Annotated in this window: 19 protein-coding genes and 1 pseudogene; 14 read left to right on the top strand and 6 right to left on the bottom strand. The window is 57.9% G+C overall.

Annotated features, from left to right (window positions below; all coding sequences use genetic code 11):
• Positions 1-145 precede the first annotated feature (145 nt).
• The 3 genes and pseudogenes from OCW50_RS16135 to OCW50_RS33410 form a co-directional block, all read left to right on the top strand.
• On the top strand, positions 146-370 hold the full coding sequence (locus tag OCW50_RS16135) for a hypothetical protein (protein WP_262298212.1): 225 nt from the start codon (positions 146-148) through the stop codon (positions 368-370).
• A gap of 104 nt (positions 371-474) precedes the next feature.
• Positions 475-804, top strand: a complete 330-nt coding sequence (locus OCW50_RS16130; RefSeq protein ID WP_262298211.1) for a hypothetical protein — start codon at positions 475-477, stop codon at positions 802-804.
• Between the two features lie 10 nt (positions 805-814).
• Positions 815-1,108 (top strand): annotated as a pseudogene (locus OCW50_RS33410) (5'-methylthioadenosine/S-adenosylhomocysteine nucleosidase family protein); the annotation flags it as partial.
• A gap of 108 nt (positions 1,109-1,216) precedes the next feature.
• On the opposite strand, the gene OCW50_RS16125 reads toward OCW50_RS33410, so the two are convergent.
• The 3 genes from OCW50_RS16125 to OCW50_RS16115 form a co-directional block, all read right to left on the bottom strand.
• Complete coding sequence (locus OCW50_RS16125) at positions 1,217-1,924, bottom strand: NAD-dependent deacylase (protein WP_262298346.1); 708 nt, start codon at positions 1,922-1,924, stop codon at positions 1,217-1,219.
• A gap of 71 nt (positions 1,925-1,995) precedes the next feature.
• A complete protein-coding gene (locus tag OCW50_RS16120) occupies positions 1,996-2,370 on the bottom strand; it encodes a GlsB/YeaQ/YmgE family stress response membrane protein (RefSeq protein WP_315974435.1) in 375 nt (124 codons plus the stop codon).
• A 71-nt stretch (positions 2,371-2,441) separates the two neighbouring features.
• Positions 2,442-2,834 (bottom strand): hypothetical protein, encoded by a 393-nt coding sequence (locus tag OCW50_RS16115; protein WP_262298210.1) that lies wholly within the window; start codon positions 2,832-2,834, stop codon positions 2,442-2,444.
• A 230-nt stretch (positions 2,835-3,064) separates the two neighbouring features.
• On the opposite strand from OCW50_RS16115, the gene recD2 reads away from it, so the two are divergent.
• Entirely contained in the window at positions 3,065-5,284 is a 2,220-nt protein-coding gene (gene recD2 / locus OCW50_RS16110; RefSeq protein WP_262298209.1) for an SF1B family DNA helicase RecD2, read from the top strand.
• Positions 5,285-5,381: 97 nt separating this feature from the next.
• Here recD2 and OCW50_RS16105 read toward each other — a convergent pair whose 3' ends face one another.
• Entirely contained in the window at positions 5,382-7,154 is a 1,773-nt protein-coding gene (locus tag OCW50_RS16105) for an adenylate/guanylate cyclase domain-containing protein (RefSeq protein ID WP_262298208.1), read from the bottom strand.
• Positions 7,155-7,393: 239 nt separating this feature from the next.
• Between OCW50_RS16105 and OCW50_RS16100 the strand changes: the two genes are divergently transcribed.
• The 4 genes from OCW50_RS16100 to OCW50_RS16085 all read left to right on the top strand — a co-directional run bounded on the left by OCW50_RS16100 (position 7,394) and on the right by OCW50_RS16085 (position 9,967).
• Entirely contained in the window at positions 7,394-7,789 is a 396-nt protein-coding gene (locus OCW50_RS16100; protein ID WP_262298207.1) for a hypothetical protein, read from the top strand.
• 295 nt (positions 7,790-8,084) lie between these two features.
• Complete coding sequence (locus OCW50_RS16095) at positions 8,085-8,387, top strand: hypothetical protein (protein WP_262298206.1); 303 nt, start codon at positions 8,085-8,087, stop codon at positions 8,385-8,387.
• A 346-nt stretch (positions 8,388-8,733) separates the two neighbouring features.
• Entirely contained in the window at positions 8,734-9,486 is a 753-nt protein-coding gene (locus OCW50_RS16090) for a LuxR C-terminal-related transcriptional regulator (RefSeq protein WP_262298205.1), read from the top strand.
• Positions 9,479-9,967 (top strand): hypothetical protein, encoded by a 489-nt coding sequence (locus tag OCW50_RS16085; RefSeq protein ID WP_262298204.1) that lies wholly within the window; start codon positions 9,479-9,481, stop codon positions 9,965-9,967. Before OCW50_RS16090 ends, OCW50_RS16085 begins: the two co-directional genes overlap by 8 nt.
• Positions 9,968-10,050: 83 nt before the next feature.
• Here the strand turns inward: OCW50_RS16085 and OCW50_RS16080 are convergent, their stop codons facing one another.
• Positions 10,051-10,296: a DUF1330 domain-containing protein gene (locus OCW50_RS16080; protein WP_262298203.1), complete on the bottom strand. Its 246-nt coding sequence runs from the start codon at positions 10,294-10,296 to the stop codon at positions 10,051-10,053.
• 142 nt (positions 10,297-10,438) lie between these two features.
• On the opposite strand from OCW50_RS16080, the gene OCW50_RS16075 reads away from it, so the two are divergent.
• From OCW50_RS16075 to OCW50_RS16055, 5 genes are all read left to right on the top strand, one after another.
• The gene (locus tag OCW50_RS16075; RefSeq protein ID WP_262298202.1) at positions 10,439-10,831 is read left to right on the top strand and encodes a RidA family protein; all 393 of its coding nucleotides are present in this window, start codon (positions 10,439-10,441) and stop codon (positions 10,829-10,831) included.
• Positions 10,832-10,925: 94 nt separating this feature from the next.
• Complete coding sequence (locus OCW50_RS16070; RefSeq protein ID WP_262298201.1) at positions 10,926-11,210, top strand: hypothetical protein; 285 nt, start codon at positions 10,926-10,928, stop codon at positions 11,208-11,210.
• Between the two features lie 62 nt (positions 11,211-11,272).
• Entirely contained in the window at positions 11,273-11,473 is a 201-nt protein-coding gene (gene hfq / locus OCW50_RS16065) for an RNA chaperone Hfq (RefSeq protein WP_262298200.1), read from the top strand.
• A gap of 143 nt (positions 11,474-11,616) precedes the next feature.
• Positions 11,617-11,850, top strand: a complete 234-nt coding sequence (locus OCW50_RS16060; protein WP_262298199.1) for a hypothetical protein — start codon at positions 11,617-11,619, stop codon at positions 11,848-11,850.
• Positions 11,851-12,669: 819 nt separating this feature from the next.
• Complete coding sequence (locus tag OCW50_RS16055) at positions 12,670-12,882, top strand: hypothetical protein (protein WP_262298198.1); 213 nt, start codon at positions 12,670-12,672, stop codon at positions 12,880-12,882.
• Positions 12,883-13,176: 294 nt separating this feature from the next.
• On the opposite strand, the gene OCW50_RS16050 is transcribed toward OCW50_RS16055, so the two are convergent.
• Positions 13,177-13,377, bottom strand: a complete 201-nt coding sequence (locus OCW50_RS16050) for a hypothetical protein (RefSeq protein ID WP_262298197.1) — start codon at positions 13,375-13,377, stop codon at positions 13,177-13,179.
• A gap of 275 nt (positions 13,378-13,652) precedes the next feature.
• Here OCW50_RS16050 and OCW50_RS16045 point away from each other — a divergent pair.
• Positions 13,653-14,014 (top strand): IS6 family transposase (locus OCW50_RS16045; RefSeq protein WP_262298196.1); only part of this gene is annotated, 362 nt, incomplete at its 3' end.

Genomic DNA, 14,014 nt, shown 5'->3' with positions numbered 1-14,014 from the left:
CGTCACCCCTTTCCAACCCGAATGAGTAACAATGTCCGTACTATCAGTCGATCATCCTGGAATGAACCGCCTGCCCGTTCATCATCTGTTCGATCTTTTCTGGCATCGGTGGGAAAACAGAGAATGGATGTAGGAAGAGGCGGCAATGTTCGGCCAATCTCAATCCCACCGCGTGTGGCGCATGATGAGCGCTCTGATCGATGCTCGGCCTGAATGGGCTGACCAGGACACGTTCGAGGCTGATCGTGAGAAGATGCTTCATTATGGCCTCTCGACTAGCATGACCATGGAGCAGCTTTTCCGGATCACAGATCCCGACGTGATCGTGGGGCTCTGGACAGCCGCTGAGGCCAAAGAGGCGGAAGATTAGGAGGAAGGTACCCGCTTTGCATTTGCTCTGGGTTGCTGATTGCCTTGCAACGCCTGGGTCTGCCCGACACACTTGTGTGAAGCACAAATCAGGGGAGGATTACCATGACGCAACAAGCAATGAGGGTGTCGGTTCCCGGTCTGGTGGATGCTTCAGACAAGATAAAGACTTCGGCCCAGAATGCCTCGATGGCTCACTCTCACGAGATTCGTGCATCTGACAGGCCAGCCAGTGCGCTCTATATTTTGGGGGCCATTACGCTTGGCATTCCGGCTCTGCTGCTGATCCCGCTGATCGGGATGAACCCCGGTATCCAGGAGGGGACGCTCGCCGTTTTGACCAAGCTCCTCATATGTTCCGCTGTCCTCGTCGCTATAGTTTTCGAGATCAAGCGGCTTGTTGACGAACCGTCCGACGCTGATCCCCACAGATGAAGCAGCTTCGATGACGACAGGCATCCTCTGTGCGACTCCTGAGGAATTCGACGCTCTTCATTATCGGTTCGAGTTCGAACAGGAGCCGACCACCCTTGCCGGTTTCGAGTTTTGGAGAGGGCAGGTCCCAAACCGCTCTCGACCGATCATCCTGTCCCAGTCCGGGTTCGGCAAGGTCAACGCCGCCACGCTGGCAACGATCCTGTTCACGACGTTCGGCTGCGACGACCTGATTTTCTCTGGTGTCGCGGGAGCCCTAACCGATCTTGAGGTCGGCTCAGTCGTACTGGTCACGAGAGGAGCCACCCATGATTATGGTCTGGTGAGCAATGGCGTCTTCACCTGTGTCCCTGTTGGCGACCTTCCTATTTGGGATGAGGTGGACGGAGAGCGGGAACCCCGGCTTGGTCGCTCAAACTTTTTGCGAGAGTATCTGCTCGACCCAAGCCGCGACGGCCTCACTTGCTGGTCCATACCGACCCTTGTCGAACTGTCTGGCATTGTCCGAGGGTTCCAAGTTGATCTCACAGGTGCGGATGCCGTGACCGCGTGCTTCGGACACGAACCCGGCAGCCGGGTAGACCGACCCGGATGTTCCGATGGCGACGAACAGGTCGGCTTCGAGTAGAGCATCGTAGATTGCATCCATCTCCAGCGGCATCTCGCCGAACCAGACCACGTGCGGTCTCAAGCCTCCAGAACGGCGGCAGGACGGGCAGGGGACCTCGACGCTCAAGTCCTCACGCCATGACATCGTCTCGCCGCAGGCGATGCAACGGGCCTTGAGCAGTTCGCCGTGCATATGGATCACCCGCTGCGATCCAGCACGCTTATGGAGGTCGTCGATATTCTGCGTACACAGGAATAGGCTGTCACCGCGCTCCGCTAAACCGATTTCCAAACGGGCAAGCGCCCGGTGAGCAGCGTTAGGCTCTGCTGATAGAAGGTTCTGGCGGCGCATGTTGTAGAAGGCATGGACCTGATCGGGATTGTGCGCGAAAGCCTCTGGCGTGGCGAGCTTCATCGGGTCAAAGCGGGACCAAAGGCCGTCTTTATCCCGAAAGGTGCCCAGGCCGCTCTCGGCTGACACACCAGCCCCCGTCAGTATGAAGATGTTCATTTGGTTGTAGACCCCCAAGTCTCGTCCCAGCATCAAGTTATGTGAATGAACGTCGTGAGAGTCGATATACGTCAGCCGATAAGACGCGCTAGGATGACAACAATCACTGCACCTATCGTTGCGGTGGCAATCCGGCTGGCGGTCTGATTGCGAATACCGAGGTCAATTCCAAAGCGCTCCAGGAGAAAGCCGCCGACGAGCGATCCCGCCAGCCCGGTAACCACGTACTGAAGAAGACCGGAGCCGCCCACAAGCCAGCTTGCCAGCCAGCCTGCCACGATCCCGATTCCGGCCTGGGCAGCAATGGCTCGCTTGTCCAAGGCGTTTAGGGCCTCCCGATCCACGCTGATGCGGATCGGCAGCCGAATACCGGGTGGCTCAGGTGCCTTGCGCCTGCCTCGCGTTCCGCCTGGGTTGGGCTTCAATGCTTTCGCCATGCCTTCCATATGGACGCTCGTGGGGTAGCGGTCCAGGAGCGATGTCGGGAGAACCGTAGATGAGCCTGCCTCTCCAATCCTCAGGACAACAAGGGCTGCGGTGATCCTCGGAGGTCTGTCTGAGCGCCCACTCTGCTCGGCGGCGGGACCTTTGCTCCAGCCTTCAGCTTCACGTTCTCGGCCCGGAACGTCTCGATTTTTTCCACATGCTCCCTGTTGGCGCGGGTCAGTTCCTTGATCTCACCCTTCAGGTCAGCGATCTCAGCTTTGAGTTCCTCACGCTCAGCAGCAAGGCCAGCCTCATGTTTGGCTTGAGCCTGTAGTTCACGAATCTGCTGCTTCTGATCCGCGACCTTCTCTTGCAGCTTCCTGATCTGCTGTTCAGCTTTTGCGAGCAGCCGTTTCAGGTCCTTTGCCTGTTGATCGGCCTCACCGGGTTCGGTGAGCTTTTGGTCTGATCCGGTGCGAATCATGATCTGGTGGACCTCTCTTGATCTATGCCTCGAAAAGAACAAACATAGAACATATATCGGGGTCAAGTCACGCTTTGGCTTCCTGCATCTTCCTTCAAGCTTGCTGCGAGCCGTCCGAGAGGTCGGTTCTGATAGCCTTGGTGGGGATGGGAGCGGAGAAGCACCACCTCGTCAGCAGCGCCATCCAGCGATAAACTCGAAGAAGCTGGGAATTCCTCCCGGCAGGCACCATGAATCAGATGTTTCGCCCCGCACAGGCCGATCAGCGACCTGCCTTGGAGACCCTCGCGGGTTCGGTCGAGCGCGTCACCTTCCACAGTGCGGACAATGGCTTTGCCGTCCTGAAGGTGCATACGCGCGGTAAGCGTGACCTCGTAACAATCGTCGGTCATACACCCACTGTGTCTGCAGGCGAATGGATCACCGCCAGCGGCCTGTGGATCAGCGACCGAGATCATGGGCTTCAGTTTAAGGCTGAGGTGCTCAAGACCACGCCTCCGACCGGAGCAGAGGGGATCGAGAAGTACCTTGCCTCGGGCCAGATGCGCGGCATCGGACCCGCCATGGCCAAGCGCATCGTCGCCGCCTTTGGCGTGGATACTTTCGAGATCATCGAGGCCCAACCAGAGCGCCTGACTGAGGTGCAGGGCATTGGCCCCTGGCGCGCCTCGAAGATTGTGGCGGGCTGGGCCGAGCAGAAGGCGGTGCGGGAAATCATGATCTTTCTGCACGCGCACGGGGTCGGCACGGCACGCGCGGTCCGCATCTTCAAAACCTACGGCTATGAGTCCGTTCAGGTCATGACCGAGGACCCATATCGACTGGCGAAGGACGTACGTGGCATCGGCTTCAGGACGGCGGATGCCATTGCGGCCAAGCTCGGCATGGAAAAGACCGCCCCGCAGCGCATCCGGGCAGGCATTTCGTTTGCGCTCCAGACAGCCACCGACGAGGGCCATTGCGCCCTGCCGGTCGAGGCGCTTACCCGGCTGGCGGAACAACTGCTTGAGGTCGATGCGGGCCTGATCCGCACGGCAATCTCCGAGGAACTTGCGAAAGGGGAGGTCGTCTCGGACACAATCGGCGACGAGACCTGCCTGTTCCTCAAAGGGCTGCATCTCGCCGAGCAGGCCATCGCCTCCCGTCTCATCGAGCGGTCGTCTGGTCCAGCACCCTGGCCTGAGATTGACCTCGACAAGGCTATTCCTTGGGTGGAGAGCCGCACGGGCAAGACCCTGGCGGCCTCGCAGCGCGAGGCACTCAAGCTGGTGCTCGGCTCCAAAGTGGCGGTGGTGACCGGCGGCCCCGGTGTCGGCAAGACGACCCTGCTCGACACGATCCTGCGCCTGCTGGTTGCCAAAGGGGTCCGGGTCGCTCTGGCTGCTCCCACAGGTCGCGCGGCCAAGCGCATGACTGAGCAGACTGGGCTGGAGGCCAAGACCATTCACCGCCTGCTGGAGATTGATCCCAAGCACGGTGGCTTCTCACGCAACGAGGAGAACCCGCTTGATTGCGACCTCCTCGTGATAGACGAGACCTCGATGGTTGATGTGCCGCTGATGAATGCCCTGACCAAGTCCATTCCCCCTCATGCAGGCTTGCTGCTGGTGGGTGACGTGGACCAGTTGCCCTCGGTTGGTTCCGGGCAGGTGCTGGCTGACATCATCGCCTCGGATCGTATCCCGGTGGCGCGGCTAACTGAGGTGTTCCGGCAGGCAGCGGAAAGCCGGATTGTGGTCAATGCCCACCGCATCAACAAGGGCCAGATGCCCGAGCCGCAGAAGATTGGCAAGGACAGTGATTTCTACTTCGTGGAGATCACCGATCCCGAAGAGGGGGTGCCGAAGATCGTCCAGATGATCAAGGAGCGCAGGCCGCGCCGCTTCGGCCTTGATCCGATGAAGGACATCCAGGTGCTCTGCCCGATGAACCGGGGTGTGCTCGGAGCCCGCAACCTCAATATCCAGCTTCAGGAGGTGCTCAACCCCAACCCTCCCGCGAAGGTGGAACGGTTTGGCTGGCGCTTCTCGCCCGGTGATCGAGTAATGGAGACACAGAACGATTACGACCGGGAGGTGTTCAACGGCGACCTTGGCACGGTGGTTAGAATCGACGACGAGGAGGGGGCTCTGATCGCCTCATTCGACGGGCGGGAAGTGTCTTATCCGTTCGGCGAACTCGACACCCTAGTACCCGCGTACGCTACCACGATCCACAAGTCACAGGGCTCCGAGTATCCCGCCGTGATCATTCCGGTCGTGACGCAGCACTTCACGATGCTGGCCCGCAACCTACTCTATACCGGTGTGACCCGAGGCAAGCGTCTGGTCGTGTTGGTGGGACAGAAGAAGGCTGTCGCCATCGCGGTCAGAGGCGGGCAGATGAAGAAGCGCTGGACGAAGCTGCGGGAGTGGTGTCCTCTGGATCGCGGATGGCGTAATTGCATGTGACCGAAAGTAGATGCCCGCCTGCGGGAGCAAGGCTGCATTGATCAAAGTATGTCGAATATTCGCGGGACGTGCAGTCGGTAGGGTGATTATCCCAACTTCATTCGGGCAGACCCGCCTTTCGAAGCCCATCCGCATAAGCCGGAAGCTTACCAAGAGCAGGAACCACCTGGACGATCTGCGAAATCGTGATGGACGGGTAAGCAGCACGGAGCTTGGAAGCCGCCCACCTTGCATCCTCAATCCGTCCTGCATTGGCGTAGGCTGCTGTCAGGAAGCGATACACCCAAACCGCGCTGGGCTTCTCGGCCAGACCTTTTTCGATCCATCTAACCGCTTCCTCGTAGTCGGCCCGAACGAAATGCGCTCCCGCGATCCCAAACAACGTATTGTAGTGCATCGGGTCCAGCGGACTCAGCCGGATCGCGCGCTCGAAATGCTCGATGGCTCGCTCCGGTCGGGATTTGTAGACATGGAGATATCCGCTCCGCGACCAAGCCCAAGCGGAGTTCGGGTCCAGAGCCAGCGCCTTCTCAACAGCGGCAAGACCCAGATCAAACTGGCCGAGAAGCGAGTATGCGGTCGCAAGCGCAGTCAGGATAAGAGGATCGTTGTTGTCGAGGGACGCAGCCTCCTGGGCCAGCCGGAACACCTTTTCCCGGTCCTCATCCGGCGTTGCCGTCCGGGTGTAGACTACGTCTTGAGCATGCCCCCATGCGGCCAATGCCTTTGGTAAGGCATAGGCGGGGTCAAGCCGCATTGCTTCTCGTGCGAACCTGAGACCCTCTGCGATCTCGTCTGGCTCCTGTGACCAGAGCGCCGGAAAGGCTCGCATCACACAGTCGTAGGCATCAAGATTGTCTGGGCGCTTGCGCTTGGCCCGTTCAATCTCAGATAAGGTGATCCTCGGCTCAATCGCTCCGACAACAGACTCTGTGACCCGATCCTGGAGGTCGAAAATATCCGAGACCTCGCCATCATACCGGTCACTCCACACGTGGCTTCCGGCTGTGGTGTCGATAAGCTGAGCCATGATCCGCAGGCGTTGACCTGACCGCCTGATACTTCCCTCCAGGATGTATCGGACGCCAAGTTCTCGTCCCACTTCGCGCGGATCGACAGCCTTGCCCTTGTAGGTAAAGCTGGAACTACGGGAGATGACAAAAAAGGAGCGCACACGGGACAGAGCGGCAAGAACCTCCTCCACAATGCCATCGGCCAAATAGTCATGGTCCGGGTCTCGACTCATATTCGCGAAGGGAAGGACAGCAATCGACGGCTTATCAGGCAGGGGGAGCGCCTTCGCTGGCGCTGCCTGCGCCAAGCCCGAGAAGGGTGAAGGTGAAGTCGTGACACGGTAGACGCGAACCGGCTCGTCGATGTTCTTAATTTCCCGCGGCCCGAGATCATCGAAGCCGAGGGTGGATGACCGGCGAACATACGTGTGGGCGGCGTCAGAGATGTAGACGTTCCCTGGTTCAGCAAGACTCTCCAATCGCGCTGCAACATTCACCCCGTCTCCAAGCAGATCGCCACCTCGGACCATGACATCGCCGACATGCACCCCGATCCGAAACTGAAGACGCCTATTTTCCGGAGTGTCGTGGGCTACCTGGGCAATGGCTTCCTGCACAGCTACGGCGCACTGGACGGCATCGACGGCACTCGGGAACTCGGCCAGAACACTGTCGCCAGCGGTGTTGGCGATCCGACCTCTATACTCGGTAATCAGGCCATCCATGATCTCGCGATGAGAGGTCAGGGTCCGAAGCGTCCCGATCTCGTCCTGGCTCATCAGGCGCGAGTAGCCTGCTACGTCAGCAGCAAATATCGCCGCCAGTCGGCGCTCGATCCTGTGCTCCTGCCGATCCATGGGACCCTCGGCGCGAACTCGTAGGGAATTGTGCTGCGGGCTTGGTGAGGTGTCCAGTCTCTATAGGGAACACGAGGTCTTCCGAGGGCCAGAATGGCTCGCCATCCTGTGCGATGGGTATGTGCTCACGGTGGGGTGAGAAGGCGCATTAACATAGCCGCCGAAATCAGCTATAATGTTCTCGAAGTTCGTGCTGCGTCGATCTGGGCGGTCTCTCCACTCCTGCGAGGGGGCCTGCGATGACAAAGCCTCTCCTGGCCGTTACCCTTTGGTGTGTTGCTTTCTTCCTTGCCATCGTAGGTCTCATCACAAGCGGCCCCGGTAATCCCCGCTTCACCGGCACAGTTGTTTTTGATTTCAAGCCGTTCTGCCAAAGCTTCGTTGTCCAGACCGACAAAGGCTTTGTGCTGCTGGAGTGGGAGGACGGCACCCTGTTCTTCGGTGAAGGTGACAGCATCCTGGGGCCGCTGCACACCAATGGGCTCCAATCCTTGAAGGTGGAGGGACGCGGTGTGATGACGGCGCGGTTCGAGACCTGGGTTCCTGATCTTGCTGCCGCGCAACAGGTGTTTCGGGAGCGCTGTCGCCTTGCTCCCAGCACACCCTTGGCTGGGCCAGCACGAGAACCGAACTGAGGCCGTACACATGCGGCAGGCTGACCTATACAAAATAGCGAGCCTCTTTGTCGGGTTTCCAACAGACAGATGCCTTCTTCTCCAGTATTGCGTACCTCGCCTTCAGCAAAAACATCTAAGCAGTATGGCTCGGCACTAATCAGTATTCTCATGCTGAGGTGATCAGAGCCGTCTCATAACTGATGTATGCTGGAGCATGATAGTTTAGGGATGAACGTTTCTTGAAGATAAGCCTGTGTCGAGCTTGGCGACCTGACCACGGGGACGGCTCGGCACAGGCCAATCGGGGGCTCCAATGCAGAACCAGCAGCATGTTTCCTTTGCGCTGAACCGCCTGATCGTCGGCGGCAACCACAGCTTCGACTTGCAGGACCTGTTGCAGAGCACCTCGCGCACTCTGTCCAACCTCGACTTCGAGCATCGGCACGAGGTGCAGCGGGTTGAGCGCAGCCGAACTGATCGTGTGCTGAAGAAGCAGATCGTTGAGAACCTTCAGCGAAGGCACCGCGAGCGGCGTCAGCCTTATGTGATGCTGATCACCGAACTCCAGAAGCACCTCTCGTCAGCCATGTTGGATGAACTTCAAGCGGCAGGCTGATTAGCTTTCAGTTTCACCGGCCTTTCTGCCCCTACGGGCCGGGACCTCCAGCGCCCTCACGGGCGCTTTTTTCTTGTTCGCAGCGCTCCTGCATTACTGGATGAAGCTTAGAAGGGCCGCAGATGGTAACGCGAATGTTTCATTGTATCTTTTACTGCGAAGTTGCTCAGGCAATGCTCGCTCTTCGTGAGACATCGCGGCTTCATCACGCACAATCACAGAGATGTGACTGCATGTCACGGTTAGGAGTCTTCTTCTAATTGGAGGACTGTCTGAAAGCCGACAGACGTAGCTCTCCTGACCTATTAATTTTCTCTTAAGGGAAGAAATTAGGCAGGGGGCATAGATGACTACGCTGACGCTTGTAGATGATCGCTCGTCGGACACGAACACTTCGTCCACCAGCCATACCGCAGCAATCCCAACGGCCTTGATCTGCGATAACTTCCTTTTGCGCTCGGGGCTTCGACACATCCTACAGGACACGCCGTTTGATCTCGCCACAACCCATTCTGAAACACGATTGCTTCAAAATGGGAATTTCGAGCCTGCCCTGATTCTTGTCGATACCCATCAGACCACTGAGCGTCTGCTTGAGATCATACGGCAGATGCGAGAGCAGTTCCCGCAGGCGCGGATCGTGGCTCTGGCGGAACGGTTCGACCTCAGCTTTGTGCGCTCAGGTCATGAGGCTGGGGTGAATGGCTTTTGTTCAGCAGCCAGTGCCGCCGACGTTCTGATCAAGTCGCTTGAACTCGTAATGCTCGGCGAGACCGTATTGCCCTTTGAGGTCCTGCGCCCTTTCATGGGCGGGCCTCGCCAGAACCAGGAGCAGCCGCTCCACGGCAGCATGGCAGAGCCTGATTCGCCTGACCTGAAAGCCTGCAAGCTCTCGCTGCGAGAACGGGAAATCCTGGGATGCCTGACGCAAGGCGAGCCGAACAAGGTTATTGCGCGCAAGCTCGACATCACGGAAGCCACCATCAAGGTTCATGTCAAAGCAATCCTGCGCAAGATTGGTGCCGCCAACCGCACCCAAGCTGCTATCTGGGCCTCTCAGCGCCTGACGCAACGAGGTGGAGCACCGGTGAATGGGTGAGGTGAAGATCGCGGTGGGGGATCAGGTCAGAGTCCACTTCCATCCAGCCCGTCCATGGAAGAGCTTCTCCGAGGGCGTGGTCAGGCGGGTGGACGTGAAGACTCCGGAAGGACGCTTTTTCGTGCTGGAAGTCAAAAGTGAGGTCCTTCTCGACCAGCCGCACCGGATCAGGCCCGATTTCCACGATTACGTCCCGTATGAATGCCGAAATGACTTCCCTGGAAGGATAGAGGTCCTGTCCGTAGCAGCCGACCTGGAGCAAGAGCCTACGGTCGATCTACCGTTTATGGACTCACGGGAAGAGGTGAAGCAAGAAGCCGACGAGCCGCATCCGCCTAACGCGCAGACCCATTCCGGGATTGCGGTCGAACAAATACCCGAAGCTGAGACTTTCGCCGAACCAACTCAGGTTGAAATTGAGCATCAGCCTGCTCCGGTACGTGCTGGCCTGATAGCCACTCTGTTTGGGCGGAAAGAATGATGATCGAGGCAGGGTTCGCGTGGAAGGAGCGCCGTGAACGTCAAACCCCTGGCACAGCCCAAACATCCAGTTCGCCTGCGCCCTCACGCAGTTTTCACTTCCGCATACTCCGGTGAGTGCCAGACGGATCGGATCGTCTCCATTGACGGAAACTCGAATACGACCAATCGCCGCCCGTCATAGGAACCCTCCAGAACCTCGACAGGTCCACCCCGGACGATATAGCGTCCGCCATGTTTAGCGAAGAGTTCGGCCACCTTCTGACGGTACTCGGGCCAGCCCTCTTCGCGTGTGATCTTGATCATGACGATCAGGTAGGCGGCAGGCATAGCCCTTTCTCCATTGTGGTGCGGCCATTCTCGATGCCAAAGCCATTTCCGTCGAGAGAAAGGCGAACCTCCTATACGCAAGAGTTCTTGGAATGGCACCGCCTTGTCAGTCAGAGTGCGGTGGCTGGAAAGGGCGCTTGCCATGTCCAAAGAGATCATCGAGGTGCCGGTCCTCTCACAGGGCGTCCGCAATGTCGGAGTTCCTCTCTCACTGGTGACAAAGGCCAATGGCTTCGTCTTCGTGTCGGGGACGCCGCCCTTCGACCTGGAAACGGGCAAGTTCATCCGAGGCGATATTGAGGCTCAGACCGAAGCCTCGCTCAAAGCAGTTCAGCACTGCCTGGAGAGTGCAGGCACATCCCTCGATAAGGTGGTGATGGTCCGCGTCTACGCCAGCAATGCGGGATTCTACTCGGTCATCAATCGGGTCTACGCTCGCTTCTTTCCGGAAAACCCACCCTCGCGCACCTTCGTGCCGGTCGCCTCTTGGCCGATGGAATTCGACATTGAGATCGAATGCGTCGCCGTGGCTTAGATCACTATGCCAATGATCCGCTCACGCAGTTGCCTTGTTTCCGCCGTATCCGTCATTAGCCTACAAGGACAAGCTTAGAGGCCGATACACCCCAATGAAGAAACTCGCCCTTGTTGTAGACGAACGAGAGTTGAGTACCATCCGTGCAGCCCTCCACCTCCTTCAAGAGCACGTTGATGCACTTCCTGAAGACCTCGCCGAGATGATAGCTGCGCACGGAGTGCCTATGGCGGTGCCCGAGATCGAGCGCCTCAGCCTTCGTCTTCGTGAGACAGCAAGACCCATACGAGACTATGCTGAGTGTGAGTTGCCACAAGCGACGAGGGTTCTTGAGGCAGAGCGGCTTCCCAGAATTCCAGTCGCCCAGCGCCGCATGTGAGCGGTGCCATAGTGCCGAGGGGTTCAGGTGTGACCGTGCAAAGGACCCCGATGATACAGGACATGTTCCTCAAACAGCTTCGCGACAGTGAAGTTGAGGTTATGATGTTCCTCGTGAACGGGATCAAGCTCGTGGGACGGATCAAACGGTTCGACCAATACACGGTCCAACTGGCCCGGGGGGCCGGTACACAGATCGTCTACAAGCATGCGATCTCGGCAATTAACCCAGCAGAGCCGGCCGAATTGACGGACCCAGCTTAACTTGGGTGAGCCAGAACACGCACATCTATTCTGAAGACGCCGTTTAATGTTAATAAGAACTGCCCAGTTAAGGTGATCGTAATTTCTGACTTGTATTGTCATAGGTAGAGTAAACGCGCCAAGCTTATCTTGCAGGAGGCTCTATGAAGAAGGCACGTAAGCTCTACGAAAGCCCAAGCGGTGACCTCTGGTATCTGGTTGCAGACCCTTCAGGGACTGTGTTTGTCCATCATGAAGCCAATCTGGCTTCGGGAGGACATGTGGAACATGAGGATATCGTGGCCTTCTTGAGTCGCGGCTCGGGTCCGGAACAGCAGGAATTGCTGCGTCTAATCGGAACTCTTACTGATGAACACACCGCAGCTACAGGGAAGTGATGGCTTCGGCCAAGGTCCTTGAGGAGCAGAAGCACTTCCCGAAGTAGCGCTGTCACCTTAACCGCCACGGTTAGCTGAACGACCGGAGATTAAGTGCCGGGAGAGTCAGTTATCGCTGGTTCCACGGCCATGCAGGATCGGATTTCTCGTGGACCAGTCGGAGCGCTTCTGAGGACAGGCTGAGCGGAGGCTTGGAACCACTCGGCTGGGCCAGCTTCGGACTACGCCGCTCCTCCCGTTTGTACACGCGCAATGCCTCTGCCGACAGTTTCGGCAACCCCTCACTGAGTATTCGCTGACGCAACTCCTGTAGAGGCTTCTGAGGGTCGTCGGGCATGGCTGATCCCGCAGCCGGAAGAGCACGGAATCGATATTAGCGCAGAACGAGAAGGAAGGTTCCGTGCTGCTCTAAAGTTGTCGCGCCGGTACCAGACTCAGACCAGCGGTGCACAAGTTCAGCATCCTATTCTCTCGTAACACAGAAACATACTTAGAGTTTGTGTGGAGAGTAGAAGACAAAATCCTGCTTCATTGATGCTCTACCTGGAACGACACTGTCCCGGAGTGATGACAATCAAGGGAGGCTGGTTCGATGCTAAAGCCCTTCTCGCGATACCTGGAGGCTGTCGAAGAGCACCTTCCCTCCGAGCATCACCCACTTCTGCGAAATAGCCTCTATTTGGCGATCTTGGATTGGTACACGGATGGTATCGACCCAATAGATGCGGCTGCTCGGATCAGGCATGCGGTGACGGGTTAGCTTTGGCAACCGAGCGCCCTAATCACCGTTCACCTGATGGATGTGATCTGGAGATGATCATGACAGGTGAAAAGCGCGCTAACCAAGACACGGGATTAGAGAACCTGAGCGTCAACAGCAGTCGCCGCAGCGGTGTGAAGGAAGACGGGACCGGCAACCCAGCCCACCAGAATAGGGAACCCGATCCAACCGAGAGTGCGAAGGTGCCGGATCCGCAAATCCCCGTGGAGCAGTCGCCCGAGATCGATGATACGGAAGGGCATCCGACCTGACAAAGCGCTTCCTGCCACTATAATTTGGCATGAGAACGAGACCGCTCAGGTCCGTTCTGCCTCTTCTGCTATACTCCCTTTGCGCCGGATACCTCGCTCGGGAAGTGGATTAAATTGTCAGGAAGTCATCGTATTCCTTATGCATAGGAAGCAAGGGATGGCAGTTCCTCAGGCCGTCAGCTTTCACAGCCGCCCACGAGGAGTCGCTTGGACCGGCGTAGCGGTCGTTGTCGGGTCCGTTGTCCTTGCCATCGCTCTTCTGGCAACCGTCTGACTCGGCGGGAACCTGAAGCTTCAGGTCCTGAACCGTTGCGCCTGACCCACAGCACGGCTCTGCTCCCGGTCGATGCGCGATAGGGCGACCGCAATATCGAGAGGCAATGGCTGCTTGATCACATCGGCATAGAGGGAGCGCATGTCCTGCGCGATCCGGCGCAATAGCTCCACGTCGGGGACACTTGGATGCCGCTTACTAAGGCCGATCTCGCTTCTCATTGCCACCTCCCAGCCTGCGGCTTCTGCTCATGAAAAGCAGCGATTCGGCTGAGAAAGAGGCGGGTAGGTAATCGTTAACTATAATCGCCATGGCCTGTGAATAACGGGTATAACCCACGGCCTGCACGTTGCTGGTGCTTGCTGGTGCGCAGCCTCAACCGGAGCCTGATTCAGTTAGACTTGAAGGAGATCAAGGGATTTTCGTCGGATGCGTCGCAAACGTTTTGTTTTAGAGTTTCAGCTAAACCCTTCCGGACTCCAAGGAAGAGGGTGGCATGTTCAAGGGAAGGCACTTTGATCGATCGGTAATCCTTCTCTGCGTGCGGTGGTACTTGGCTTACAACCTGAGCCTGCGGAACCTGGAAGAGATGATGGCCGAGCGGGGCATCTCCGTCGATCATGCGACGATCCACAGGTGGGTTGTCCGGTATGCGCCCGAACTGCTCCAGCGCTTCAATCTTCGCAAGCGATCCGTAACCAGGAGATGGCATGTCGACGAAACCTATATCAAAGTCCGCGGACGATGGACGGATCTCTACCGAGCGATCGACAGCAATGGCGATACGGTCGAGTTCTGGTTCAGCGAGCGGCGCAATCTCACCTCAGCCAAGTGCTTCCTCCGCAAGGCTCTCAAGCG

Origin of the sequence: Microvirga sesbaniae (genome assembly GCF_025460805.1) — a bacterium.
Classification (GTDB): domain Bacteria; phylum Pseudomonadota; class Alphaproteobacteria; order Rhizobiales; family Beijerinckiaceae; genus Microvirga; species Microvirga sesbaniae.
The sequence above is the reverse complement of the archived record's forward strand: the minus strand, read 5'-3'. Positions and strand labels throughout refer to the sequence as shown.

Bases quoted from the DNA above. Each gene is read 5' to 3' on its own strand.
- OCW50_RS16135 (WP_262298212.1), top strand. From the start codon at position 146: ATGTTCGGCCAATCTCAATCCCACCGCGTGTGGCGCATGATGAGCGCT.
- OCW50_RS16130 (WP_262298211.1), top strand. From the start codon at position 475: ATGACGCAACAAGCAATGAGGGTGTCGGTTCCCGGTCTGGTGGATGCT.
- OCW50_RS16125 (WP_262298346.1), bottom strand. From the start codon at position 1,924: ATGAACATCTTCATACTGACGGGGGCTGGTGTGTCAGCCGAGAGCGGC.
- OCW50_RS16120 (WP_315974435.1), bottom strand. From the start codon at position 2,370: ATGGAAGGCATGGCGAAAGCATTGAAGCCCAACCCAGGCGGAACGCGA.
- OCW50_RS16115 (WP_262298210.1), bottom strand. From the start codon at position 2,834: ATGATTCGCACCGGATCAGACCAAAAGCTCACCGAACCCGGTGAGGCC.
- recD2 (WP_262298209.1), top strand. From the start codon at position 3,065: ATGAATCAGATGTTTCGCCCCGCACAGGCCGATCAGCGACCTGCCTTG.
- OCW50_RS16105 (WP_262298208.1), bottom strand. From the start codon at position 7,154: ATGGATCGGCAGGAGCACAGGATCGAGCGCCGACTGGCGGCGATATTT.
- OCW50_RS16100 (WP_262298207.1), top strand. From the start codon at position 7,394: ATGACAAAGCCTCTCCTGGCCGTTACCCTTTGGTGTGTTGCTTTCTTC.
- OCW50_RS16095 (WP_262298206.1), top strand. From the start codon at position 8,085: ATGCAGAACCAGCAGCATGTTTCCTTTGCGCTGAACCGCCTGATCGTC.
- OCW50_RS16090 (WP_262298205.1), top strand. From the start codon at position 8,734: ATGACTACGCTGACGCTTGTAGATGATCGCTCGTCGGACACGAACACT.
- OCW50_RS16085 (WP_262298204.1), top strand. From the start codon at position 9,479: ATGGGTGAGGTGAAGATCGCGGTGGGGGATCAGGTCAGAGTCCACTTC.
- OCW50_RS16080 (WP_262298203.1), bottom strand. From the start codon at position 10,296: ATGCCTGCCGCCTACCTGATCGTCATGATCAAGATCACACGCGAAGAG.
- OCW50_RS16075 (WP_262298202.1), top strand. From the start codon at position 10,439: ATGTCCAAAGAGATCATCGAGGTGCCGGTCCTCTCACAGGGCGTCCGC.
- OCW50_RS16070 (WP_262298201.1), top strand. From the start codon at position 10,926: ATGAAGAAACTCGCCCTTGTTGTAGACGAACGAGAGTTGAGTACCATC.
- hfq (WP_262298200.1), top strand. From the start codon at position 11,273: ATGTTCCTCAAACAGCTTCGCGACAGTGAAGTTGAGGTTATGATGTTC.
- OCW50_RS16060 (WP_262298199.1), top strand. From the start codon at position 11,617: ATGAAGAAGGCACGTAAGCTCTACGAAAGCCCAAGCGGTGACCTCTGG.
- OCW50_RS16055 (WP_262298198.1), top strand. From the start codon at position 12,670: ATGACAGGTGAAAAGCGCGCTAACCAAGACACGGGATTAGAGAACCTG.
- OCW50_RS16050 (WP_262298197.1), bottom strand. From the start codon at position 13,377: ATGAGAAGCGAGATCGGCCTTAGTAAGCGGCATCCAAGTGTCCCCGAC.